The sequence below is a fragment of the Brevibacillus sp. 7WMA2 genome (assembly GCF_010748895.1).
Classification (GTDB): Bacteria; Bacillota; Bacilli; order Brevibacillales; family Brevibacillaceae; genus Brevibacillus_B; species Brevibacillus_B halotolerans.
Genome location: NZ_CP048799.1, coordinates 1689365 through 1715450 on the forward strand (window position 1 = coordinate 1689365; position 26086 = coordinate 1715450).

The window sequence follows — 26086 nt, forward strand, 5'->3', positions numbered from 1 at the left end:
GGAGGATATAATGATAGGACTTTCCAGTTTACTAGAAACAACTACGACCTTCGGAGATAAATTGCGATATTCAGAGGCTTCTCGAAATCAAAAAACAGGAACCCATCATGGGTATGGACCCGTTGTTGCTTGGAATATTACAAAAACTTGCAATCTTCATTGCTTACATTGCTACTCCAGCTCCGAAAATAAGAAATATGAAGGAGAGCTAAGCACAGAGGAAGCCCACGATGTAATTAATCAGCTAGCGGATATGAAGGTACCCGTTATCCTGTTTTCGGGCGGTGAACCTCTCATTCGACCAGATATTTTTGAGCTAGCCGAGCATGCTATTTCTCGGGGTATTCGCATTACATTCTCAACCAATGGCACGCTTATTGATGAGAAAAAGGCCAAGCGCTTAAAGGACTTAGGGATTAGCTATGTTGGCATAAGCTTGGATGGGATGCAAAAGACGCATGATTTTTTCCGTCAAAAAGAAGGTGCCTTTGATTTAGCCATTCGTGGAATTCGAAACTGTATGGCAGTGGGTCAAAAGGTTGGCCTTCGTTTTACGATGAACAAACACAACATTGAAGCGTTGCCAGATATTTTTGACCTGATTGAAAGAGAGAATATTCCGCGTGTCTGTTTCTATCATCTCGTCTATGCAGGCCGTGGAGGAGTCGAGGATGATATTACTCATCAGCAAACACGTGAGGCTTTAGACTTTATCATTGAAAAAATTCATTATTTCCAAAAATCAGGACAACCTCGCGAAATTTTAACAGTTGACAACCATGCAGATGCAATCTATCTCTACCTAAAAGTAATGGAAACCGATCCTGAGCTAGCAGGACGCATATGGGAAAAGCTGCAACGCAATGGTGGTAATCGTTCTGGTATCGCTTTCTGCAATATTGATCATCGTGGAATTGTGCATCCTGATCAATTTAGTCAAAACATCGCACTTGGAAATCTGCGGGAACAGTCCTTCGCAGAGATATGGCAGGGCGATCATCCTATTCTTCTTGGGTTGCGTGATCGGAAAAGCAAGATTCATGGGCGCTGTGCGACCTGTCAATACTTCTCCGTCTGTAACGGAAACTTCCGGCCTCGCGCACAGGGATTCTATGGAGATTTCTGGGCATCCGATCCACAATGTTATTTAACAGAGGATGAAATTCACTTAGCCACATCAGTATAAGGAAAGAAAAAGAGCTTTGCCGTATGCAAAGCTCTTTTCTTATGCTACTCCTGCTCATTCAAGTTTTTACTCCCCCATGAAGCTTTTTTGGTAGCTACCTGCCGGGTATCACCTTCACTACGCAACGGTATTTCTCGTAGAAAAAACGTAAGAAGTAAAGCAAATACAAGCAACCAGGTGGAAGTAAGAAAAACTCCTGCTAATGCATACTGCAAGGCATCTCGTAAATTGGCAATTACATGATTAAACAGCTCGTGCAGCACGGGTGGAAGGCTTTTTTCTATTTGATCCAGCCGCTGTAGGTCCAGTAAAATTTGTGGGTTATGCAATGCGCTGATTTTCTGGACAAGTTCTGGCGGAATGTTAGGCAGATGACTAATACCTAATTGTGCCGTCGACTCACTCATTTTTGAGCCAATGCGTACGGAAAGAATGGTTCCCATAATAGCTACGCCAATTGTCCCGCCTAAGGAACGAAATAACTGTGATGAAGCTGTAGCAACTCCTAAATCCTTACTCTTCACTGCATTTTGGACAGTGATCGTAAATACTGGCATAGCTACTCCCAGCCCTAATCCAAATACAATGAGATTGAACACAATTGAGCTACCCGTAGTTCCTTGATCCATTCGGGCTAGTAAATACATCCCTACAAGCATGAGCACTAAGCCACCCAAGGCAAATTTCTTATAAGTACCTGTCTTCGTCATCAATTGACCGCATACTGCACTCCCTACAACCAAGCTAAGCGTCATTGGCATTGTTAGATAGCTAGAATGAGTAGCCGAATATCCAAGTACCCCCTGAATAAAAAATGGCATGTACATAATTGATGCATACATCCCAGCTCCAACAATAAAGCCAATTACATTTGAGATCGTGAAAATATCATTACGAAATAAATGTAATGGAATCACAGGATTTCTCGCTTGCTTTTCAACATAAATAAATAAAAGGAATGAAACCAGAGTAAAGGCAAACAAACCGAGAATCGTCAGGGACGTCCATTCATATTTTGTGCCCGCCCATGAAAATGCTAGCAGAAAAGGCACCATCGTTGTCGTAATAAGTAGCGAACCCCAGTAATCAACGGTTTGCTTCTGTCGATGAACTGCACGTGGAAACAGCCAATAAATCATTCCAATTGCAATGATTCCAAACGGTAAGAACACCCAAAACACCCAGTGCCAATCTGCATTATCAACAATATATCCACCTAGCACAGGTCCAAAAACACTAGCTAATCCAAACACCGATGACATTAAGCCCTGCCATCTCCCTCGCTCCCTTGGAGCAAATAGGTCAGCTATGGAGGTAAAAGCCGTGGACATGATTACCCCTGCGCCAGCACCCTGAATACCTCGATACAAAATCAGTTCAAAAATAGTGCGAGATGTTCCACACAAAAAGGCACCTACAACAAATACTCCTAATCCGATCAAAATGAAAGGCTTGCGGCCATACATGTCAGAGAGCTTTCCTACTAATATGGTTGCGATGCTTGAGGTGAGCATATAGATCGTAAACACCCAACTGTAATAATCCATGCCACCCAATTTAGCAATAATTTTAGGGAGCGCTGTCCCCACAATTGTTTGATTAATGGAAGCAAACAATAACGCCGCCATAATAGCAAGCATAACTGTCACTTTTCGCCTGTAGTCCAATTCCTGCATACATTTCATTCCTTTCTCATTCGCCTCCTTATTATGCCCGTGTTAAAAAACATGCATCACATAATTCCCTCCAGATACATCCAAGAAAAATAGCACCTAAATTGGCTTCCTCTTGAATATGAGTAAAAGAGATAAACAACAAGGAGGTGGCCTCATGATCATTTATGTTGTCCGACCCGGTGACAGTTTATATAAAATCGCCAATCGTTATAAAACCTCTGTAGAACAAATCGCCAACGATAATGATCTTACGCCCCAACAAACCCTGGTAGTAGGTCAATCGCTAGTAATCGTTACTCCTAAGCAGTACACGGTCCAGCCAAGGGATTCACTTTATGAGATTGCATTGAGATTCAATGTCTCTGTTCAACAATTAGCAGCAGCAAACAATCTTTCTGCTTCAAGGCCCATTTATCCTGGCATGGTTTTAACCATTCCCCAAGCACCTAAGCCCACGATTGAAGTGAATGCCTACATAGAGCCACGCAGAAACATCGCCATGACTGAACAAATTGCTCAAGAATCAGTACCCTATCTAACCTACCTTGCCCCATTTAGCTATCAAATCAAGAGAGATGGGAGTCTTACCTCACTGGAGCTGGGCGATCTGCCTAGGATCGCTTCATCAAATGGAGCAACCTTGATGATGGTGATTACAAACATAGAAAATAATCAATTCAGTGCGGAATTAGGTCAGGAAATTCTAAACGATGAGCAAAAACAAAATCGCATGCTTGATGAAATCATACAAAGAGCCAAAAGATATGGATTTAGTGACATTCATTTTGATATTGAGCACCTATATCCCAAAGATCGCGAAGCCTATAATCAATTTTTACGAAAAGCAAGGGATCGTCTGCATGCAAATGGATTAATGATCTCAACAGCTCTTGCCCCGAAAACCAGCGCTACCCAACAAGGTCAATGGTACGAGGCTCATGACTACCGTGCCCATGGAGAGATCGTTGATTTTGTAATTATTATGACCTATGAATGGGGATATAGCGGAGGGCCTCCAATGGCTGTCTCGCCAATCGGGCCAGTGCGGCGTGTACTTGAATATGCATTAACGGAGATTCCCGCTAAAAAAATTATGATGGGACAAAATTTATATGGCTATGACTGGACACTCCCCTATCGTCCCGGAGGTAAATTTGCGAAAGTAGTGAGTCCTAAAGAGGCGGTTAACCTAGCACGACGTTACCAGCAATCCATTCAATTTGACCCGGTAGCACAAGCACCGCATTTTCGGTATTTCGATGAACAAGGTCGTGAGCATGAAGTCTGGTTTGAGGATGCACGTTCGATGCGGGCTAAGTTTTCATTATTAAAAGAGTTACATTTACGAGGAATTAGCTATTGGAGACTAGGCATTCCCTTTAAACAAAACTGGGTGCTGTTGGATCAAACCTTTAAAATTAAAAAATCTTGATGGATCTCCCCCAAAAAAATCTGGTGAAACTGTCGTGTATTTCGACGGTCTCACCCCGTCTAAAACTATGCATAATTTATGCCAGTTTTACTCACCTCAAGCTGTGGAAGCCTACCTATGAACAGCCTTCTATACAAGCAAAGCTGCAAAAGCTCGCGAAGCAGCCTAATTCCTTTGACAAGCTTGTCCAACATGATCCTTTGATGCAAAAGCTCCAAAAGGAAATAGCACAAGAAGGCTATAAGCTCACTTGGAAGAGAAAAACATTCTGCCTGCTGTTCCCTATGAGGAATTAGCCGCCTATTATAGCTATCTGTCTAAGCATGAAGATTGGAGCTTATCATCAGAACAAGAAGATGGTAGATGCTCCAGCCATTCAGCATTTTTACAATGGTCTGGAAACAAGCATCGCTCCTTTATCACAGGGACGTATAACTGGGGGATTTTCTAAAACGTAGCAGATCCGCTTTCCTGAGAATGCTTCTTTTTCCATGGGTAACGATCTGATTTTTGCTTTACTGATCTTTTTCATCGTGTCAAAAAGCTCTCCCGTTGGTCATTATTTCACCTTACGAGAGAGCTTCTTCTGTTTATTCTCTGTATAAGTAACGCGCTGCTCTTTCATAGTGGTTATTCCACCAACCCTTAGACATATTGCTGTACTTAACACCTTCCTTTCCATATATATGTAGAACCTGATTGTTTCCAGCGTAAATTCCTACGTGACCAATACGGTTAATGGATTTTTTGGGATATTTCATGGTTTTCTTTGTCGAAAAAAATACGAGATCACCGACTCGCAATTTACTTCGAGGAATGGGAGTTCCTTGTTTATATTGGGAGCGTGCCCCGCCTGCGCCTAAGTTAATCCCTGCTCCTTCTTTATAAGCCCACATTGTAAAACCAGAGCAATCCATCGTTGTCTTTTCTTTACGGCTAGAACAATATTTGTATGGTATCCCTAAATATTGTTCTGCTGTTGCAATAATATTTCGACCAATTATACAACCGGTAGGCTGATTATTCCTTTTCGATGTTATTTTTTTATTCATCTGTCATCCTCCCGTGAAATGAAATATTTCCTTGCAATACATTTCTTACAAATCATCTCTAGAACTAAAAGAGAATTTAAGATTTTCGTGAGAATTGGTAAAAGGGGGATCAATTGGTTACACTACAACAGATATACCTGTTTTGAAGCAACAGCTTTACATACAAAGCGGGGGGATGACAGCAGCATGAGTCCGACAGATAGCAAAGGGAGCTTTCTCTTAGTTGAAGATGAAAAAAATCTTGCACGTTATTTACAATTGGAATTAATGAATGAAGGATATAATGTAGAGATTTGCTATGATGGGGCGATCGGGCTTGAAAAAGCATTACATAATGAATACGACCTCATTCTGTTGGATGTCATGATTCCCCAAATTTCCGGCATTGAAGTGTGTCGGCGTATCCGAGATACAGGAAGTGAGGTACCGATCATCATGCTTACGGCACGTAATGAGGTTCAGGATATTGTAGCTGGACTAGACAGTGGTGCTAATGATTACTTAACTAAGCCCTTTGCTATCGAGGAGTTATTTGCTCGTATCCGTGCTAATCTTCGCCCGGTTGTTTCCAAGAATCAGGAAATACTAAACATCGGTTCACTGGAAATTCAAGTACAGAACCGGCGTGTATTCCGTGAAACGAAGGAAATTTTATTAACCCCACGAGAATTTGATTTATTGCTGTACTTAGCTAATCATCAAGGTCAAGCTTTAACACGCGAACAATTATTGACGGCAGTTTGGGGATTCGACTTTATGGGCAATACAAATGTAGTCGATGTGTATATCCGCTATCTACGCAATAAGATTGAACGAAAACGATCCAAAAAATTAATCCATACCATTCGTGGAGTTGGCTACAGTTTACGGGTGGAATAAATGCGAAAACAAGTTACTAGACGCCTGCCAACTTCTTTAACTTGGCGATTAACCGTTATTTTAACCACTGCAATGACTCTGTTTTTGTTATTTATGAATTTGTTTGTCTACATATCTACTAGTAATTTGGTTTATCAATATGAACAAAAGCAATTGCAAAAGAAGGTTGTTACCATTTTAAATGAGTTGCAAAAAGCTACTTTGGGTCATAAAACCACTAACCTTCAAGTTGTAAAGGATGTACTGCTGAAATATGCTGATGTTCATCAAGCGATTCTATTAGAAACCTCCACTAACAAAACCCTAGCATCTGTGATTGGTACTGGCTGGACAGAAGAAGACTTACGTAATCAAGAAAATGTAATTAGCTCAATGCAAACGGTTCAATTGCCTGGTTTTCCAGATGTCCTTTTGCTAACCATCATTCAGGATAATGAACAACTCCGTCCCATTTTTCGCATCCTGATCCAAATTCTCTGCTGGTCTGCTGTTGCTACCTTTATCATTTCAGCCATCGGTGTCTATCAATTGACCCAAATTGGATTACAGCCGTTAACCCAACTAATTGAGCAAATTCGTAAAAAAGAAGCTGAGGATTTACGCTCACGCCTTCCCGTCATCACAAATGATGCTGAAATCAAAGATTTAGTCCTAGCTTTCAACTCTCTGTTGGATCGTGTTGAGGATGCCTTCAGTAAACAACAACAATTTATTGCAGATGCATCTCATGAATTTAAAACGCCACTTGCTATCATCGAAGGCTATGCACGCCTTTTGCAACGCTGGGGAAAGCATAATCCTGAGGTAAGGGATGAGGCGCTTTCTGCCATGCTTCAAGAGTGCTCGCGTCTTTTTGAGCTGATTGAAAATCTACTATCGCTTGCTAAATTACAAGATAACCCCTCTAAGGAAGCCTTATTTGCCACACAGGATATGGTTCCCTTGTTAGAAGAAATCCGTACAACATGGACAACGCTATTTCCTAAACACCTTTCGCTTCACTTTTCCTGGAATGCACCACTACCATTACCTATGAATCCAGGTAAAATCCGTCAACTTTTTGATATTTTATTAGATAATGCCAAGAAATACACAGAGGAGGGCTTTGTTGAAGTCCATGTTTTTTCCACTGACGCCTGGGTCGAGATACATATAAAAGACACTGGTGTAGGAATTCCTGATGCAGAACTTGCAAACGTATTTCAACGGTTTTATCGAGTAGATAAATCTCGGACTCGTGAAAAAGGTGGTAGCGGATTAGGCTTATCAATCGCCAAATCAATTGTTGATTTACATCATGGACGAATTGAGATGCGTAGAACGCCTACAGGCGGAACGGAGGTTGTGGTTTGGCTCCCCTGTTAACTAAAGAAATTGGTCTATGAAATAGTCGCTTCTTTAATAAAATAGGAAACGACTTTTTCATGCAGGCTAGCAACACCTTTACGCCATTTTTGCTACAAAACAGCCGTTTAAAAAGGGCTGTAGAGAATATATTCTGAATTTCATCCTGTACATGAGGATGAGTACTTATCCTAGCATTTACAAATACAAACTTTTTCAACTCTGCGAACCTGACCACGTATTTCCCCACCAGGGTGTTGAGTGGTATGGGCATTTACATAGGTTTCTCCTCTTAGCATCAGCTGGATTAATTCCGTAAGTGTTCTTCCTTGGAGCGGACCAACCAAATCTGCACTAGTAATGGATCCAGTCACAACGGCATCACATACACTAATTCCACGTTGTACCGGTCCAAAAAGAAATACCACTATCGGCCCATTAACACCTCTAACCCCAATATGAATATGGGCTTGGGTCAGGTCACTTAAATCATGTAACGATAAACGGAAATCAAGTCTGCTATTATCTGCACTAAGCTGGAACGTAGCGGTCCCAGAAGCATTTGTGAGAACAGGTGGGACTTCCTCAGAGCCTCGTAGCTTAGCCTGGAATTGTATTGTCATCTCTACACCTCCTTATAATACTTTATTAAGAAGATCAAAAATGGCTTGTATGTTCAACTACTCAAAGGATATAGAAAAATATTTTGTTTTCTTGTACCTCTTTTTTGAAGGAAAACATAAAATCGTAAGCCCTAGGCAAAATTCGAACAGCCCCCTAACGGCTCTATCCCGTCAGAGGGCTGTCATCTATGCTTCTAATAAAATAGGAGGTAAGGCTTTACAAGCATAATTATCATACATAATATAGCACTCTTTGCTTAACTCTACTTTTTACCAGAACTCTTGTGCCATTTCATTTTTAGATCAACAAACACATAAATCGGAGAAGCGCCTTGAACCTGAATCCAGTCATTTTCATATGCTGGTTTTGCTTTGCAGCATTTTTAGTAAAAAAGAGGACAGTTATCCCCTTTAAGTGGACAACTATCCTCTTTCATGATCATTTATATTTATTTTGCACTTGTAGAAGAAGTTAGCGGTACATGATAAACCTTATTTAAAAAATAGGTTTGCACGAGCGAAAATACTCCACCCACGACCCAATATAATGGAAGGGCTGCTGGCAAATTCATTCCAGCCATAAAGATCATGATCGGCATCATGTAATAGAACATTTTCATATTATTAGCTCCCATGGTAGGAGTCATTTTCATTGACAGCATCGTTTGAAAAAAGGTTGTCGCTGCTGCTAGTAAAGGCAAGATATAAAATGGATCGGCATGTCCTAAGTTAAACCACATAAATGAATGGTCAGCAATCTCTGGTGTACGACGAATCGCGAAGTAAAATGCCATTAGGATCGGCATTTGAACCAGAGCAGGGAGACAGCCCGCCATTGGATTAACTCCGCTTGCTTTGTACAATTCCATCATTTCCATTTGCATTTTTTGGGCTTGTTTAGGGTCCTGATTGGAATTACTATACTTTTTTTTCAGTTTATCAATCTGCGGTTGCAGCTTTTTCATGGCAGCTCCACTTTTCATTTGCTTCATCATGAGAGGCAATAAAAGTGTTCGAATCAACAGCGTCATAATGACAATCGCTAGCCCATAATTCCCATCTGTTAAGCTAGCAACGTTTTGGATTAACCATGAAAATGGATAAACAAAAAAGTGATCCCAGATACCAGGACTATCTGATGTTATCGGAGCTGTATTGCTACATCCGCTCAGCAATAACACCACAGCACCAAATAAAAATACAGGTAATGATTTACGTACAGCTTTCATGAACAAATCCTCCTCATTGTTTGCAAACTCTATAAACAAACAAGGAGAAGATTTGGGAGTGTATCATCAGATGACGTGGTTGCTCGCTTCTCTTTTCGCATAGGTACTCGTCGATATAATTTAATAAAAGACGAACGTATTGGCATTGTCACAAGCTGTTGACGCCATTCAAAACGTTCTTCGTATTGCATTGACTGACGTTTACCAACGATGTGAGTAAATAATAATTGACAGCATGGAACTACAATTACAGATACCCAGAAGAGCAACCAAACATAAGGTAATGACAAACCAATTAATTCATCCACCACGTGCATCTCACCTCCCTATCTGTACATAAATAGCAAGTACAGTTCCTATTGTAACATACTGTCCATTCCTTGTGGGAGATGTTATGAATTGTTACTTTTTAGAGGAAGGTAAAGACAGTTTTTGATCAAAAAAGCAGTGAATCGCTCACAAATGGGTAACAGTTATAGCTTTTACTTTATTTTTTCGTTTTCTTGTCTGTCTTTGTTGGTGTCGCTTGTTTTTCTTTTACCATTCTGGATACCTGCATAATTGTGGCTTCCTTTTGTAATTGAGGTAAATAGTTGCGGATTGCTTGAGCAACCTTTTTGCCTCCAGGCCCCACATGGCCGATAGCAACACATACTTCATTTTGTTTTACTTTTTCACTAATGAGTCTCAGTTGCTTCGTAATATGTGAGGACGTATGCACATCATCTAAAAAGACCATGTTTTCAATATAAGGAACCTGTAAATCGTGAGCGACCTGTCCCACAATGCTTCTATAAGAGGTTTTACTGTCAATGTAAAAAAGTCCTCGCTCTTTACATACCTGTAATACAATCCGCATAATACGTGGATTTTGGGTAATTTTAGACCCCATATGATTATTCATACCGATTGCGTGCGGAACATCGTCAATCGCTTTGTTCACTCGATTGCGGATTTCCTCATCACTTAAGTTACTCATAAGGGCTCCGGGCCCTAGCCAGCTTTTAGCCCCTCTCATTGGTTCCATTGGCATGTGAACAATTACGTCATGTTTCTTTTGATGGGCCAACTCAGCATCTTTTTTTGTACTTGGTAAAAATGGCATGACTGCAATAGTTAATGGAATCGGTAAATTAAGAATTTCCTCTGTTCCCCTCATATTATTGCCAAAATCGTCTATAATGAGGGCCACTTTGCGTGTTTTCATGGGATCGGGAATCTTTTGTTCAGAAGCGGTGACTGAGGAACAGACAAGCGCTCCGCAAATCATCAAGACTATTCCTAGTTTAGAAGCAATCCACATACTTAAACCTACCTTTACAACTTTTTTTGTTAGTATGTGCAACGGCATCCGCTTTCACTCCATTTGAAAACACACAGTTTACAGTCCATGACCGTAGGGATACAAAATGTTGCCTTTCGTATCATAGATTGTAACGGGTAGCTTCCCTTTGGATTTCCCTTCACCAAACAGAATCGCTGCTGTGGCTTGAAAGCTTGCATCTGCATTTCCATATTGCGCCACATACGTAGGGACCTTTTGAAAATCAGTAAGCTGATATGGGTTTCGTGTAGAAATCATAATTACCGGCTTTTGCTTCTGGTCAATCAGCTTTTTAATGAGTTGATTTACCGGCTGTAAGCCTCCTGCGAATGAGTCTGGTAAAACCATCAATATGTCGGCACGATCTATTTGTTGTTGTTGCTCAGCTTTGAGCACATGGTTGAGCTTAATAGCTACTGTATTTTGATGATATTTCTGGATTGCCCTAGTCATTTCACTCGTATATCGTGACCCAATCACCGCTATTCTTTGTCCAGGAGAAGGATGGAGCGGCAGTATCCGATCATTTTTAACCACTGTGATTGATTGCTCAGCAATAGCTCGCTCCACTTGTTTGTGAGCTGGTGAAGTAATTGATTTCTCTGCGATTTGTTGAAGACTAGGAACATGTGGCATCTGTTCCTGCGGAAAAATTCCTCTTCTCATCTTTACTGTTAGGATCCGTCTAACTGCTTCATTCAAACGTTCCTTCTTAATTGTTCCCGACTTGACTGCCTTCTGCATTCCTAAACTAACCTTTTCAACATCTGGGGGCATTAAAATAATGTCTGCACCAGCATTCATTGCACGAATACTGGCATCTACAGTCTCGAAATGCTGTGTAATCCCTCCCATATCCATAGCATCCGTAATAACTAAGCCATCATAACCAAACTCTTTTCGTAATAACCCTTGGACGAGCTTAGGTGAGAGCGTAGCTGGTAGATAAATGGATTTGTCCTTTTGATGAGATTCTACCTTTGTAGGCTCTAGCTGTGGAAAAGCTATATGAGCGACTAAAACAGAATCTACTCCTTGCTTGATTGCTTGTCGAAATGGAATAAACTCTACTTGCTCCAACTGCTTTTTCCCATACGAAATAACGGGTAAACCAACATGGGAATCTACCGATGTATTGCCATGTCCGGGAAAGTGCTTTGCGCTTGCCACAACTCCCGCATCCTGCATACCTGCAATAAAGGAAGTACCCATTTCGGCTACTAATTGTGGGTTTTCACCATAAGAACGTACCCCAATCACTGGGTTCTTAGAATTATTATTGACGTCTATGGTTGGTGCAAAATCTAAATTAATCCCGAGTGAAAGGAGTTCATCTGCCATTACTTGTCCAGCCTGATAGGCAAGCTTAGGATTTCGTGTTGCACCTAATGCCATATTTCCTGGCATATTCGTCCCTTGCTTCAGTCGTGAAACAATTCCACCTTCCTGATCTGTACCGATAAGTAAGCCGAATTTATGCTGGCTTTGCTGTAGAGCAGTTGTCAATTGAACAATTTGTTTGGTCTCATTTAAGCTGTCCTTAAATAAAATGATTCCTCCTAGCTGGAGTCTCTTTATCATATTTGCAATCTCTGGCGTCAACTCCTGAAAAGGCTTGCCGCCATACATACTAAAACTTGGCATTAATGTCTGTCCTACTTTTTCAGCCACGCTCATGGTAGCGAGCAGCCGAGAAATAACATCGTATTTGGCCCGTGGCTCAGTAATGACTTTCACAGTCTTCTTGTCCGTTTTTTCAAGCACCAATCGGTCATGGTAGGTCCCATCTGACACTAAAACGACTGTTTGACCTAATTTATCCTGTATGGTTAAAAGTCCTTCTCTCGTAACGGTTGCTACCTGTGGATTGCTAGAGCTCCAGCTTATATTAGCTTGCACCTTTGATAGGTGACCATCGACATACGTATGCAACGCTTGTAATTGAATCTGCGTGGCGGGATATGTCTTGGGCGTTTCAGGCAGATTTTGCGCCAACAATAAATCTGTAGGGTGGGTCGTGGACACAGTTGTTGTCCGCATCGTATCCGCCCTGTCCTTTGATAAGAAGGGAATGAAAAAACAAGCAAGAAGAATCAAGCTAACTGACGTATAAGCAAAAATATGCTTCCGTTTCATGAACATAAGCCTCCGTCACATGTTGATTACTCCCCTTCTATTGCAGCCAAGGTAGCAATTTTTTGGCGCAACGCATTAAGGGAAGGTTTTTCTCTGGTCGGATGCACTCGATTCGTTAATAACATCACGATTGACTGTTGTTGTTGATTGATTAACAATGAAGTGCCCGTAAATCCAGTATGTCCCACGCTAGGCGTGACAAAACCATGCCCCATGTACCAGGCTTGATTCCGCTCAAATCCAAGCCCCATTTGTTTCGGGCAAGTGTCTGATAATTGATTCACGAGCATTTCCTGTACACTCTCAGCCTTAAGTATCCGTTTTCCCCTTGTTTTTCCATTGTGAAGAATCATCGTAGCAAATCGTACTAGATCATCTGCATTGCTAAACAATCCAGCATGTCCAGCCACGCCATCTAAGGCCCAAGCCTTTTCATCATGAACGCTGCCCCAAATGATGTCGCGCTTTGTCCAAGGTTGCTGTTCAGTGGCTACGATTTTCTGCCTATGTACTTTTGGACAAAATCCTGTGTGCTTCATTCCCAATGGTTGAAATAAATTCTCTTGCATATATTGATCCAGCCGTTTCCCTGTTAGCTGTTCAATCAGATACCCCAGTACAATATAATTGAGATCACTATACACCATTTTTTCGCCGGGATGATTTTTAAGACCAAGCATGAGTACAGCCTTCATCCTTTGCTCACGGTCACCCGGTATTCTGTACAACCGCATAGTAGGAGCAAATCCAGAGGTATGAGTCAAAAGCTGCCGAATCGTAATATCCTGCTTTCCCTTACACGCAAAAGTGGGAAGATAGGCAGCTACTGGCTTATCTAGCTGCAACATTTGTTTTTCTGCTAATTGCATAATGGCCACAGCTGTGAATAGTTTTGTCAGAGAAGCGATGTCAAATAAATGTGTTTCCGTCATTTTGATCGGCATTTCTGCTAATTTGCCAGCTTTGTTTTGATATAGATAGGCATGTCCATAGGCTTGCTCTATTTTTCTTTTTCCTCTTGTAACAATGGCTACGACGGCACCCGGGATAATCTTGTCTTCAATGGCCTGTTCGATCGCCTGATTCACTTCATCACGCATTCCCTCACCACGTTTCCCTGATCCACGTTCACGATACAGCAGATATTTTTGACGCACCTTTACAAATGGTTGTAGAGTTGCCCTCCATTTTTGAATCATCTGCTGGGGATTATGGGCTTGTAAGGTTTGGCTTTGCTGATCAACTGCTTCCTGCAAGGAGCGAGTACCTGCCATATAATGAATCCAGCCGTCGTCTCTCCATTTAAAATGCTGGGGATAACGCTTTTTAATAAGCTGCAGCAAGGTGAGCCCCGTCAAGGTGCTATGATAAGCTGTTCGATCTGTTACATACAATTGCACACCATGAATGGCTTGTCCCTTATATTTACCGTACATTGGTTCCATATGTGCTTCACGAATTGCTATCCCAGGAAGATGTGCCCCAACAAGATCTGTACGCAAGCGATGAGCATGAATAAAAGGTGCACCAACCCATTCGAATGGATGAGTAGTCCCTCTTCCCTCTGAAAGATTGGTTCCTTCTAGCAATCCTGTAGCAGCATATAACCAAGCAGACTCTACTGTGGGTAGATTAGGAGAAGGAGCTACCCATAACAATCCAGTTTGATCCCAAGTCATTTCTCGTTTCCAGCCTTGCATTCGAATTACTCGTAGGTCTGCCTTTCCTCCACGCTTGTTAGGCATAACTTCTTCATTATAAAAGAGTGCAAGTTCCCCCATCGTCATTGCATGGCGCAAAGGAATAGGCATCATTCCGATAAATGAGCTCCACTCCTTCTCCAGTAGAGGTCCCTCTATCCTAACCCCGCCTAAGGGATTGGGACGATCTAGCACCATGACCGGCTTATCAGCTAATTTAGCAGCCTCCAATACATAAGCCAATGTAGAAGCATAAGTATAATAGCGTACACCCACATCCTGTAGATCAAACAAAAGAATATCCGTGCCAACAAATAGCGTCGCAATCTGTTCCGGTTTCTTTTGATATAGCTCAAATACTGGAATGGAATGTTGTTTTACCTGTGGCGATACAGAAGGAAAAACAGTTGGCTCTCCATCCTGCTTTACCCCCCATATTCCATGCTCTGGACCATAAAGGGCAACTACGTTTAGACCTTTTTGCTGTAAGGCGTCCAAATCAGTAACCAAATCCTTAGTGACTCCAGTCTGATTCGTGATAAGTCCAATCTTCTTACCATGTAACAGCTCAGGATGTGATAAAAGAACATCAATCCCAGCAAGGACATGCTTTTCCTTTGTTTCATCAGCTAAGATAGAGGAGCTCCCTTGAAAGAAGCTGACCCACAAAAGCAAGCAAGCGAGCACACCGATACTTCTGCCCTGAAGACGTAAAGCTCGCATGTTTTGGCTACCCACTTCCATCACCTCGCCTTGTAGTCTGCCCTCACGGCTAAAATAAATGACAAAAATTAGATGAAAAGCGCATCTAAATGAAGGAACGATAGCGAATAAGACCTTGGTACTCTTTAGATAAATGTAATAAAGTAAGACAATTCAAAAATTAGCTGTGATATAATCTTGCATATATCTTTTAGGAGGCGTTTGTATGAAGTACACAGGAATAATTCGGGCGCAAAACATTCAAGGGGAAAACGCATTAATTGCCCTGTAACCTGCGCGATTCCCCTTTACTTAGGGAAGGGGCATCTATTAGTGAAAAAAGATGGAAGAGAAATAAGAAGCAACGCAATGGCTGACTTAGAAGCTGATCGACCAAGCCACTCTTTTCAGAACGTAAAAACAATACTCCTGTGGCTTAGCTTTCTTGCTTTTTTTAGCGTTTTTAATGAGACCGTGTTTAATGTATCGCTCCCTGATATTGCCCAGCAATATGGTTTACAGCCCGCTTATGTAAACTGGATCAATACAAGCTTCATGATCGCTTTTGCTATCGGATCTGCCGTATATGGCAAAATATCTGATACCTATGGGGTTAAGAAATTACTTGTGATTGGCCTTTTGATTTACAGTGGGGGTTCACTCTTTGGTATCCTTGCACAAGCTTATTTTCCTGCTGTTCTTGTTGCTCGTGCTATTCAAGGGGCTGGAGCATCTGCGGTACCAGCTATCTTCATGGTAATTGTGGCAAAGTATATCAATGCAGAAAGCCGGGGCAAGGCTTTTGGTATGATCGGATCAATGGTTGCCTTTGGTGAGGGAATTGGGCCTGCTATCGGTGGAATCATTTCACATCATTTCCACTGGTCCCTCCTATTTGTTCTACCCATTATCACACTGATCTCTCTCCCGTTCTTTATACGAGTGCTACCAAACGAGCCCGCTCGCAAGGGAAAAGTCGACATATTTGGAGCAGCATTGCTTTCCATTGGGATTGTATTGTTTACCTTATATGCAACGGGAGATAACTGGTTCTATTTACTATTCAGCCTTGTCGTGCTGCTGATATTTTCTCTGTATATCCGTCGTGCAAAACAACCATTTATTGAGCCTGCTCTGTTTCAAAATCGAATGTTTGTAATGGGTGTTTTGGCAGGAAGCATCTTATTAGGAACGGTTGCTGGCTTCATTTCAATGGTTCCTTATATGATGAGGGATGTCTATCATTTGTCAACAGGAATGATCGGTGGCGGCATCCTGTTTCCCGGTACACTCAGCGTTATTTTCTTCGGTATTATGGGCGGAAGTCTTGTGGACAAAAGAGGAAATACGTTTGTCATGTACCTTGGAGCCTTTTTGATTGTGCTAAGCTTCCTCGTTATTTCATTGTTCGTAGAGAAGTCACCGTGGATAACATCCATTATGCTGATCATGACTTTTGGAGGCCTCTCATTTGTTAAAACCGTGATCTCCTCCAGCGTTGCAGACACACTCGCATCTGAGGAAGCTGGTGCGGGAATGGGAATGCTTAACCTTTCGTGCTTTTTATCAGAAGGAATTGGGGTAGCGATTGTGGGCGGTCTGTTATCGAAGCACGTACTTGATTTTCCTATACTTCCTACTCTGTCTGTTCCTACTGCTTTTTTATATAGCAATGTATCGCTCGTTTTAATCGTTGCTATTATGCTTGGAGTCGCAATATACACATGGACTTACAAACGAAAGGAACGATTTTAGCATGACTAATGAGCCGATATCCTACCAAAGGATATCGGCTCATTTGCTATTACAACAGCTAGAGGAATATTAATAACGATCCTTCATCCATTATGTAGTCAAGCTCTTAGCAAGCACTTCGCCATGGAACCTGCCGTTTTCAATAAAAATTTCATTGGCGTGCGCAGAAGAGACAATCACTCCTGCAACAAATACACCGGGAACATTCGTCTCCATCGTAGTTGGATTAAATATCGGCGCTCCGGTTTCTTGATCCAGCTCTACTTCTAGGCTTTGTAGTAGCTGACGGTCAGGTCGATAACCAATTAGGCTAAAGACAAAATCATTCGGAATCTCCGTAATCCCCTCAGGATTTTTTATAATCACCATTCTATCCGTAATCTCTTGGATTTCGGAAGAATAGTACACCTTGATACGACCTTTTTCACACAAGCCCTCAAAAATAGGACGAGTCCATGCTTTCACACGAGAAGAAAGCTTCTCGCCACGACAGATCACCGTGACGTGAGCTCCCGCCCGCTCTAAATCCATCGCTGCATCCACCGCAGAGTTATTACCACCTACAATAGCCACTTGCATTCCTGCATAAGGATGTGCCTCCGTATAAAACGAGTTTACTTTTGGCAGTTCTTCCCCTGGAATACCTAGACGGTTAGGATTATCAAAATAACCCGTAGCAATCACAACACGCTTTGTTTCATATTGCTTAGCGGTACCAAAACGATCCGTGCTAGATACAACGAAATGCTTGTCAACTTGTTCGATCCTTCCCACCACTTCAAAGGTCTGCACGCGAATATCATACCTCTTAGCAACCATCCGATAGTAATGAAGGGCCTCTAAGCGGGTTGGTTTCTCATTCGGAGTCGTGAAGGGAACCTGCCCAATTTCCAATAACTCTGGCGTACTATGAAATATCATATAGGTAGGATACCGATAGATAGAATGTACCAAGCTTCCTTTATCCAGCACGAGCGGATCGATTCCGCGTTTTTTTAATGCTACAGCCGCTGACAAGCCGCATGGGCCAGCTCCAATAATGATGATTTCCTCCATAGATGAACTCTCCTTCCAGTTAAATCCATGCCTCTCTTTTTTCTTGTTTCTTTTATTATAAGTCATGTAAACGAAAGAATGTGCTTTGCAAGTGTATTTCTGGAAAAGAAAAACCCCCAAGCACCGCCTTACACTAGGAGACACTCAAGGGTTTCTTGAAATCTATGGGTTATTTTTGCGGGGCAAATTGTATATCCTTATACACCTTTACGTCAGATGGTAAAGTAAGGGTAAATAATTCCTTTGTAAACGCAGGATAAAAATCTAATTTGGTTACTTCAGTGATCCCTTGTAAGCCAAAAACAGTTGTGATTGACTTCATAGCAACACCTGTATCTATGTCCATCCACAACTCTACTTGAAGATCATCCTTCTGAGTAGGGATTGCCATGATATGATAGGTTGCACGATTGTTAATGGTTTCTTCGCCTAGAAATTGCAGTTTGTGGTTATTTTTTAATTCACGAAGATAAAAAACATCGTTATTTACCACTTTTTGATCAGGTGCAGCCGTAATTTCACTAGCAGATTTCGTCCCTTCGCGATAGCTAAGTGAGGATGTACCATTGAATACACTATAAGTGACAACCCCTGTATGATCTTTCTCCTCAATCCGATATCCTCTGTCTAGCGGACTATACCATTCCTTCGCTGTGGAAGTAACGACCTTTCCTTGTTGCTCACGTTTCACAGTTATTTCTTTATATAGCGGAACCATTTCCATTTTTTTTAATAACTCTTCATATACCTGATCCATTGTGAGTTTACTATTTTTCACCTCTGGTAGGGATTCACTACCTGCTCTCGTCTGCCCAATCACTTTACCCGTTGCATCGTAAACATTGGTCTTCACATATTTATCATATACAGCTTCTTGTGCATACGCTCCTGTTGCTACAAGTGTTGCTCCTACTAAAACCACTGCGATCATTTTCTTTTTCATTTGAAAAATCCTCCCCTATTATAAAAACAAAAATCATTTTGTTATTTTTGTTAATTCATAGTCAAAACAATACTAGATTGCTACTCTATTAGCCCTTCAGCTTGTATGTAGCCATTTATTTTTGCTTGTTTCATAAGCTTTGACGGAGAGATTTGAGAAATGTTACATGACTCGAAAACTTTTTTATTCCCTTTTTGCCAGTAGAAAAATCCTACAGAAATGATACCTTCTGTAGGTCTGCTCCTCTAATTTCTTATTCAGCCTGTCCCGAGCGGCTGATAAAAATGCTTCCATTCTTCAGAATTTGTAGGTTGTAGGGATCGGCACATCGGCTCTATATCAACCCAATTTTACAACGTATTTTTGGTATTCTGCGGCTTTACGATGAAGAGATTTTTTAACACAGCATTCATAAGAAAAGTGGGGAAATATTTAAGAAGTGCTTTCTTAAAGTAGACCATTATCTGATTGTCCGATGAGGAGAAATGAGCTGCTTTGATTGACTTTTTCTGTGTTTTCTGAACGGCTTGTTTTAAATAGGATTCATAATTTTGAAATGCTTCATGATGTGTAGAGCAATTCATTAATTCTTCAACTAAATGATAGGCGCCTAGCATTGATTTTCCACCGCCGGTTCCCGACATAAATGTCATAGCATGGGCGGCATCTCCAACTAACACGATTCGTCCCTCGCTCCATTTTGATAGCTTGATGAGAGTCATTGTATCCTGAAAGATGGTAGAGGGATGATCAATTTGTTCAATAATGTCCCGAACGCCCCACGTAATGTCTTTGCATAACGCTAGTAAAAATTCCTTGTTGTTTACATCTTTCAGTTGTTCGCGATATTTTTGCTTGTAGATAAACATTCCCCAAATATAGTCCGCATCCATACCGCATTGGACATAATAACCTGGCATTAATGACTCTAGTGTTTGGTTTGTATCCAAGTTTTTGATGAAGATCTCAGGCTTAGGGATCGTAAATACGGAAAATCCGACATCCAACTGTTCTTCAAATTGATTGCCCATCAGTACATTCCTCGTTTGTGAATGGATGCCATCCGCCCCAAATACGTAATCAAAGGATTCTTCCTTTCCATCCTGAAAACAAACCCGAACGCTTTCTTCGTTTTGTGTGAGAGACTGGATTGTTGTATTAAATCTAACATCAATTTGGTTTTTAATAGCTTCATAGAGGATGTTATGCAGAGAAAAACGATGTATCCCAATTGAGCCACCTTGTTGTATATGAAACTTTCTGAAGTCGATATTGCGCAGTTCACTTCCATCTGCCTGAACAAAACGCCGTGTCTCTATTACAACCCCACATTTTTTCACCTGCTCTAGTAAGCCTAGTTTACTTAAAACAAAAAGGGCATCACCGCGTAAACTAATGACCGAGCCTATCGATCGGAACGAACTAGCTTTCTCAATCACAACAGGTTGATGGCCATAAGATAAAAGACAATTAGCCAATGTTAACCCAGCAATCCCACTTCCTGAAATTAAAATTTTCAAGGGTCATTCACCTCCTCTATACATTATTGAAAATCATTATCATTTATTCTTGTCACATAAAAGATTGATGGCGAGAGTTCCTTTGTATGTAGCTAGAAAATTCAGCATCAGAGCATGTTTTTATAAAAAAAGCCTGTTGAAACATATGTTTCTAACAGGCTTGCCTAATTCTACAAAGCATAGGCAGTATGCAGGCACCCGCGGAATGCCAAGTATGAAAAAGTTGAACATCTTGTTGTTCATCGCTGTTAGTGGTTGAATGCTTCGTTGTTACTGTTGGGGGAAGTTGAAATCAAGGTGTCTTTATCTAAAATCTCTTACTCCGCCGCATTCATGAATACAATTCTCCATCCATCAGGATCTTCTATAGTAGTTCCTTTTTCTTTCCAATAAGGATTCTCTGGCTCAACTGGGTCATAGCCCATTGAGTGCAATCTAGTGGTAATTTTCTGAATTTCATTTATATCAGGCATGTAAAATACCAGCAGATTGTCTTTGGTTGGAGCTGGGCAAGGACTTCCATTCACATGTCTGGTAAATTCTAAATGATATTCTGCATCAGGTAAGCCAAACATGATCCCATCATAACCTTCATGGTTTTCAAAGCTCCCAATCCGTTTTAGCCCTAGACCTGTTTCATAAAAGCTGATAACCTCTTCATATTTATCCGTTGGTCTTGCTATTCTTACTTGGACCCAGTTCTTCATACTAATTCCCTCCCTCATGTATTTACCCTTTCATTTGTTACTAAAAAGAGCAGATTATACGCGATCCTCCTTTTCATTTGGTAAATTTATAATTTTTTGAAAAAAATCCCAACAGATGACTTACAGACATTGTAAATAAAAATATTTATAAAATCAATACATATTATACTTTTCAGATATTTTTGTTTAAAAACATCCAAAACAATACCTTTCCTGCATGTTGTGGCTTTTGGTTGCGAAGCTCACTTTTGTGTTTTGAAATGATGGACAAGGTTATTTGAAATCACGCCTCGATAAATTGGTTCGGCAAGATTTTTCCGATCTAAAAAAACACCCGCCAACTGCGCGAGTGTTTCCAGCTTTATATTGCCCTGCATCTTTTATACTGCCAAGATAAAAACAGCTTCTATACGATGGCACCAATCGCTCTGATACGAAAGGCATGTGATGTTGAATGTGTTTCAAGAGCTAGGGAATGGTTACGTAAGAAATATTTAACATAGGTACTTCTACATCCTCGTACTCACTATAATCAGGACCATTTAGTATCCTGACCGTTACCGTAGCATTCGTCACCTCTCGCAGGATGCCATAAATAATCCGCTGTAGCACATGAATCTGTACCTCAAAGCCTATATATTCTTCTAGTTCTTTTCTAAACATGGCTGTACCCCTCTCTTACAAGAGAATATTTTTCATTGTTTTCGTTAGTCAGCTACTCGAACCGCTAACACTGCTGAATAGGGTACCAGCACAATATGATTGTTTGCATCAATCCCTCTCATAAAATCGCTTCCTACTTCTACTACAAAAACAACAATTTCACCTGCTGTTGTTGTAATATTCGTATCTACATTGTGGAACCTGTTGCATGCATTTCTCAAAGGAGGAATATAAGGATTGCCACCAAAAAATCTCCAAAAAAATCGACAAAGTCCCATTTTATAACTCCTCTCTATAACAAAATAATACTGACAATAAAAAATTTACAAATGTTTTCCATATACTAGTAATATATTTAAAGGTCATTTCTTTGGAACCGTACAAGCATACAAGCCGTGAGCCTTTTTCCTGCACAAAAAAAGACCCAACTTCTAGGTCCCTATAAAATCCAAAGCCATCTAAAGCAGCTTAAACGGATCATGGCTATTTTATTTCTAGTATTTTTACCAAAGGCTGATCCACTCTCGATTCTAGCCCAAAGCCAACACATTAATCATGTGTATTTCTCCTGCTGAACATGTGCAATCCTTCAAGGCTCATCCCATACTTGCTTCGGATTCGCTCCATAAAAGTAGAAAGCCCTATCTCTTTGGAAGATAAGGCTTCATTTTGTGGAATTTGAATAAGTTAACTACAGCCTTTTTGAATGTTAGTTAAACGCCGGTCGATGGTTACTAGTTGACTCCGAATCTTCGACAAACGGTTTTCAGTACTATCCAGTCGTTGATGAATGCCTAAAAGCCTGTGACGAATACGTTCCAATTGTTTCTCTGCACGCTCGGTTTGCTCTAATAATTGAGCTATCAACAATGACCATCTCCCTATTGAATTAAACTCCACAACCTGTTTGTAACCGTTTTAATGAAGTTTGAAACCTTTTTCCATAAAAAAATTGTCCCGCCTAATTCATAGGCAGGACAAGTAGAAGCAGTTACTTACGCTTCTGCAATAATAGCTTCCAATGCAACTTCAATCATTTGGTTAAAGGTGGTTTGACGCTCCATAGCTGTTGTTTCTTCACCTGTCAAAATATGATCACTCACCGTAAGGACAGACAATGCGCGAGCACCAAATTTAGCTGCGATTGTGTACAGAGCAGTTGTTTCCATTTCAACCGCTAGGACGCCGTATTCAGCCAATTTTGGCAAGCGAGTTGTATCATCATTGTAGAACGAATCACTTGTAAATACGTTACCAACCCTAGTCGGCATGTTACGTTCAGTAGCTACGTCATATGCTTTTTTCAACAAGTCAAAGTTAGCTGTTGGTGCATAATCGATATTGTTAAAACGCACTTTGTTTACGGCAGAGTCAGAAGAGGAAGACATCGCAATGATAATATCTCTAACCTTTACGTCTTTTTGGATCGCACCGCATGTGCCTACGCGAACCAAATTTTTCACGCCATAAGAGTTAATTAATTCATGAACATAGATAGAAATAGATGGTACACCCATTCCAGTTCCCATAACAGACACGCGTTTTCCTTTATAAGTACCTGTAAATCCTAGCATACCGCGAACATTATTAAAGCACTCTGGGTTTTCCAAGAATGTTTCAGCAATGTATTTGGCACGCAACGGGTCACCTGGTAATAAGATAGATTCTGCAATTTGGCCTTCTTTAGCTTCGATATGTACACTCATGTTCGTGTCCCTCCAGTTATGTAAGAGATAGTTGGACGGGCATCAAAAGAGACGCCTTTCGTATTATACCCTATCCTTCTTATATATCATAGCTAAATTATCACAATCCTCATTCTATCGTTAAACTTTCCTCCACACAAAGTATTCCTTCATGAGCGATAACCGTACCTCTCACGCCTAAGGGTAACGGGAGGTTAGTTGGATCGTGACCGATTTGCATATTAGCTAGCGTAGGTTTCTGAAAAGGAACAATGATTCTTTCAAAAACCTCCTCGACCGTAAAGCTTTCTTTCCCCTCTTTTGTGGCACAGGCCTCCCAGGAGCCTAAGATAATTGCGCTCGCATCGGAAAATTTACCTGCTAAAGCTAACTGAGTTAACATGCGATCCACTTGATATGGCTCTTCATCTATATCTTCTAAAAATAATATTTTATCCGTCGTATCAAGCTCGTATGCTGTTCCTAGCGTCGTACAAATTAAGCTAAGATTCCCGCCAACTATAGTGCCAGAAGCCGTACCTGGCACAAGGCAACGAGCAGCTATACCAGGTGGATTAACGATTTCACCCAACGGCTCTGCGCAAAAGAATATCCGTTCTAAGTACTCTTTGGAAAGGGGGTCAAAGCCATTAACCGGTTCTACTGCTGCCATGGGACCATGCAGAGTAGCTAAGCAAGCCTCCTGCATAAATGCCGTATGCAACGCTGTAATATCACTATAGCCAATAAATAGCTTCGGATTCTCTGCTATAATCGAGTAATCCAATAAGTCTAAAAGCTGTGGTGTACCATAGCCTCCTCGAAGACACCAAATCGCTCTCACCTCAGGATCACGAAACATCGCTTCCAACTCACAAGCCCTATTTTCTGGTGTATCACTTAAATAACCACCAAAGGAACGATAGCTACTAGGCCCTACCTTAACACGCAATCCCATAGCTTCTACCTCGCATATCGCCTTCTCTACCCGATACCCCTCAACTGGACTTGCCGGCGCTATTAATCCAACGCAATCTCCAACTCGTAATGTACATCCTTTATTCATGTACGACTCCCCCTAGATGTCTGATGAAATTATTATTGTTCAAACTCATTTTCTATACGTATGAGCCGTATCGGGCCTTTTATCCCCGTTTCCTACCGAAAAATAACTGTGTCTCCAAAAAGATTTTTAGAAAGGATGAATGGGGAGGGCAACAGTGACAATCGTCCCTTCATTTTCCTGACTATGAATCATGATTCTTCCCTGATGCTGTTTCACTACTTGATAACACATAGTAAGTCCCAGTCCTGTTCCTTTTTCCTTCGTCGAATAAAAGGGTTCTCCTAATCGATGCAAGCGTTCTTCTTCAATCCCGATACCTTCATCCACGATTGCTATGCATACCTCTAGCTCGTTTACATACACTGTCAGAAAAATATCTCCCCCACCAGGCATTGACTCGGCTGCATTCATGAACAAGTGCAGTAAAACTCGCTTCATTAAATCTCGATCGCAGCTAATCAAGGGTATTTCTCCATAGAAATGAAACTCAATGTGGATATCTAGGAACAGAGATTGATTTTCTTCATAAAAAAGCTCTATTGCTTCCTCTACAAGACTTGGAAGATATAGATAGTCACGTTGTATTGGTTCAGGCAAAGACAACTGCATAAATCCATCAACAATCTGCTCGATTCGTTCGAATTCTCCTCCCATGATTTGCAGATACTTTTGTATCCTCTCATCTCTGTTTTCCATTTGCTTCTCCATTAATTTAAGAAAACCCTTTAAAGAAGTTAAGGGATTACGTAATTCATGAGCAATGGCAGCTGAGAGCTGACCAACTACCCATAGCTTCTCAGATTTACTCTGCTTCTCTTCCACAAGCTTACGTTCTGTAATATTGCGTACTATCCCAACTACAAATTGAGTTGAGTTTGCATGCTGAATGGGATGTAGGGCAATTTCGTAAGTAGAGGTACCAAGCGGAGCGTTCAGACTTTCTTCATATTCGACCGTAGATTGCTGTTGTACGGCTTCAAAACATTTATCCACAGAAAAAAGCATTGCTTCTTCTTTGAAAGAGGCTTGTATGGGTTTTCCAACAACTTCATCATATTCATATCCAGTAGCTTCTAAAAATGCTTCATTTACCTGTAACACAACGAATTGCTGATCTGCCGTTACCTTTATCAAGAAGATAATGTCTTTTACTTGATTCATCAGAAATGAAAACGTGGCCAACTCAGTTTGCATTGTTTTCCCTCTCCAGCTTTACAATCCTTTATTGTCTACTAAAAAACATCCTCCTCTTACATTCGCCCCTGTATATCCATTTTCTTGCAATCAGCTTTCTCTAAACTGCAAAAACATTGCTAGTCTTGTGTCTATGAAAAGAACCGTAATCGAAAGCTATAAAAGAAAGGGACAAGCATTTTACCTCCGCTCATCCCTCGTTCGTTCGTATTAT

Annotated in this window: 24 protein-coding genes; 6 read left to right on the forward strand and 18 right to left on the reverse strand. The window is 41.0% G+C overall.

Annotated elements, in window-relative coordinates:
- The first annotated feature begins 10 nt into the window (after positions 1 to 10).
- Positions 11 to 1186: a radical SAM protein gene (locus tag GOP56_RS06115; RefSeq protein ID WP_163245006.1), complete on the forward strand. Its 1176-nt coding sequence runs from the start codon at positions 11 to 13 to the stop codon at positions 1184 to 1186.
- A 44-nt stretch (positions 1187 to 1230) separates the two neighbouring features.
- Here the strand turns inward: GOP56_RS06115 and GOP56_RS06120 are convergent, their stop codons facing one another.
- Positions 1231 to 2862, reverse strand: coding sequence for an MDR family MFS transporter (locus GOP56_RS06120; protein WP_163246817.1), 1632 nt, complete (start codon positions 2860 to 2862; stop codon positions 1231 to 1233).
- A gap of 154 nt (positions 2863 to 3016) precedes the next feature.
- Here GOP56_RS06120 and GOP56_RS06125 point away from each other — a divergent pair, with 154 nt between their 5' ends.
- Both GOP56_RS06125 and GOP56_RS06130 read left to right on the forward strand, forming a co-directional pair.
- Complete coding sequence (locus tag GOP56_RS06125) at positions 3017 to 4294, forward strand: glycoside hydrolase family 18 protein (protein WP_163245009.1); 1278 nt, start codon at positions 3017 to 3019, stop codon at positions 4292 to 4294.
- Positions 4295 to 4544: 250 nt separating this feature from the next.
- Positions 4545 to 4745, forward strand: coding sequence for a hypothetical protein (locus GOP56_RS06130; RefSeq protein WP_163245012.1), 201 nt, complete (start codon positions 4545 to 4547; stop codon positions 4743 to 4745).
- Positions 4746 to 4884: 139 nt separating this feature from the next.
- Here the strand turns inward: GOP56_RS06130 and GOP56_RS06135 are convergent, their stop codons facing one another.
- Positions 4885 to 5346, reverse strand: coding sequence for a C40 family peptidase (locus GOP56_RS06135; RefSeq protein WP_003340354.1), 462 nt, complete (start codon positions 5344 to 5346; stop codon positions 4885 to 4887).
- Positions 5347 to 5532: 186 nt separating this feature from the next.
- Between GOP56_RS06135 and GOP56_RS06140 the strand changes: the two genes are divergently transcribed.
- Together GOP56_RS06140 and GOP56_RS06145 are read left to right on the forward strand one after the other, a co-directional pair.
- Positions 5533 to 6225: a response regulator transcription factor gene (locus tag GOP56_RS06140; protein ID WP_163245015.1), complete on the forward strand. Its 693-nt coding sequence runs from the start codon at positions 5533 to 5535 to the stop codon at positions 6223 to 6225.
- Positions 6226 to 7590 carry a sensor histidine kinase gene (locus tag GOP56_RS06145; RefSeq protein ID WP_163245019.1) on the forward strand — a complete coding sequence of 455 codons (1365 nt, stop codon included), beginning with the start codon at positions 6226 to 6228 and terminating at the stop codon, positions 7588 to 7590. It begins immediately after the preceding gene.
- Between the two features lie 170 nt (positions 7591 to 7760).
- Here the strand turns inward: GOP56_RS06145 and GOP56_RS06150 are convergent, their stop codons facing one another.
- From GOP56_RS06150 to GOP56_RS06175, 6 genes are all read right to left on the reverse strand, one after another.
- Positions 7761 to 8192 carry a CHRD domain-containing protein gene (locus tag GOP56_RS06150; RefSeq protein ID WP_163245023.1) on the reverse strand — a complete coding sequence of 144 codons (432 nt, stop codon included), beginning with the start codon at positions 8190 to 8192 and terminating at the stop codon, positions 7761 to 7763.
- A gap of 449 nt (positions 8193 to 8641) precedes the next feature.
- Positions 8642 to 9421, reverse strand: a complete 780-nt coding sequence (gene yidC, locus GOP56_RS06155) for a membrane protein insertase YidC (RefSeq protein WP_003336124.1) — start codon at positions 9419 to 9421, stop codon at positions 8642 to 8644.
- A gap of 29 nt (positions 9422 to 9450) precedes the next feature.
- On the reverse strand, positions 9451 to 9738 hold the full coding sequence (locus GOP56_RS06160; RefSeq protein WP_003336123.1) for a hypothetical protein: 288 nt from the start codon (positions 9736 to 9738) through the stop codon (positions 9451 to 9453).
- Between the two features lie 170 nt (positions 9739 to 9908).
- Complete coding sequence (locus tag GOP56_RS06165; protein ID WP_163245026.1) at positions 9909 to 10772, reverse strand: divergent polysaccharide deacetylase family protein; 864 nt, start codon at positions 10770 to 10772, stop codon at positions 9909 to 9911.
- Between the two features lie 30 nt (positions 10773 to 10802).
- Positions 10803 to 12881, reverse strand: a complete 2079-nt coding sequence (locus tag GOP56_RS06170; RefSeq protein WP_254068632.1) for a glycoside hydrolase family 3 protein — start codon at positions 12879 to 12881, stop codon at positions 10803 to 10805.
- 26 nt (positions 12882 to 12907) lie between these two features.
- On the reverse strand, positions 12908 to 15304 hold the full coding sequence (locus GOP56_RS06175; protein ID WP_163246818.1) for an exo-beta-N-acetylmuramidase NamZ domain-containing protein: 2397 nt from the start codon (positions 15302 to 15304) through the stop codon (positions 12908 to 12910).
- 348 nt (positions 15305 to 15652) lie between these two features.
- On the opposite strand from GOP56_RS06175, the gene GOP56_RS06180 reads away from it, so the two are divergent.
- On the forward strand, positions 15653 to 17038 hold the full coding sequence (locus tag GOP56_RS06180; RefSeq protein ID WP_371807990.1) for an MFS transporter: 1386 nt from the start codon (positions 15653 to 15655) through the stop codon (positions 17036 to 17038).
- 90 nt (positions 17039 to 17128) lie between these two features.
- Here the strand turns inward: GOP56_RS06180 and GOP56_RS06185 are convergent, their stop codons facing one another.
- From GOP56_RS06185 to GOP56_RS06230, 10 genes are all read right to left on the reverse strand, one after another.
- Positions 17129 to 18094 carry a YpdA family putative bacillithiol disulfide reductase gene (locus GOP56_RS06185; RefSeq protein WP_163245036.1) on the reverse strand — a complete coding sequence of 322 codons (966 nt, stop codon included), beginning with the start codon at positions 18092 to 18094 and terminating at the stop codon, positions 17129 to 17131.
- A 169-nt stretch (positions 18095 to 18263) separates the two neighbouring features.
- Complete coding sequence (locus tag GOP56_RS06190) at positions 18264 to 19037, reverse strand: LolA family protein (RefSeq protein WP_163245038.1); 774 nt, start codon at positions 19035 to 19037, stop codon at positions 18264 to 18266.
- Between the two features lie 350 nt (positions 19038 to 19387).
- Positions 19388 to 20557 carry an FAD-dependent monooxygenase gene (locus GOP56_RS06195; protein WP_163245040.1) on the reverse strand — a complete coding sequence of 390 codons (1170 nt, stop codon included), beginning with the start codon at positions 20555 to 20557 and terminating at the stop codon, positions 19388 to 19390.
- Positions 20558 to 20874: 317 nt separating this feature from the next.
- Positions 20875 to 21264: a VOC family protein gene (locus tag GOP56_RS06200; protein WP_163245043.1), complete on the reverse strand. Its 390-nt coding sequence runs from the start codon at positions 21262 to 21264 to the stop codon at positions 20875 to 20877.
- A gap of 468 nt (positions 21265 to 21732) precedes the next feature.
- Entirely contained in the window at positions 21733 to 21927 is a 195-nt protein-coding gene (locus GOP56_RS06205; protein WP_163245046.1) for a hypothetical protein, read from the reverse strand.
- A 44-nt stretch (positions 21928 to 21971) separates the two neighbouring features.
- Positions 21972 to 22205 carry a hypothetical protein gene (locus tag GOP56_RS06210; protein ID WP_163245048.1) on the reverse strand — a complete coding sequence of 78 codons (234 nt, stop codon included), beginning with the start codon at positions 22203 to 22205 and terminating at the stop codon, positions 21972 to 21974.
- 409 nt (positions 22206 to 22614) lie between these two features.
- Entirely contained in the window at positions 22615 to 22794 is a 180-nt protein-coding gene (locus GOP56_RS06215) for a hypothetical protein (RefSeq protein ID WP_099421465.1), read from the reverse strand.
- A gap of 128 nt (positions 22795 to 22922) precedes the next feature.
- On the reverse strand, positions 22923 to 23633 hold the full coding sequence (deoD, locus tag GOP56_RS06220; protein ID WP_003340388.1) for a purine-nucleoside phosphorylase: 711 nt from the start codon (positions 23631 to 23633) through the stop codon (positions 22923 to 22925).
- A 109-nt stretch (positions 23634 to 23742) separates the two neighbouring features.
- Positions 23743 to 24678 carry a S66 peptidase family protein gene (locus GOP56_RS06225; protein ID WP_163245050.1) on the reverse strand — a complete coding sequence of 312 codons (936 nt, stop codon included), beginning with the start codon at positions 24676 to 24678 and terminating at the stop codon, positions 23743 to 23745.
- 126 nt (positions 24679 to 24804) lie between these two features.
- Entirely contained in the window at positions 24805 to 25872 is a 1068-nt protein-coding gene (locus tag GOP56_RS06230) for an ATP-binding protein (protein ID WP_163245052.1), read from the reverse strand.
- Positions 25873 to 26086 lie beyond the last annotated feature (214 nt).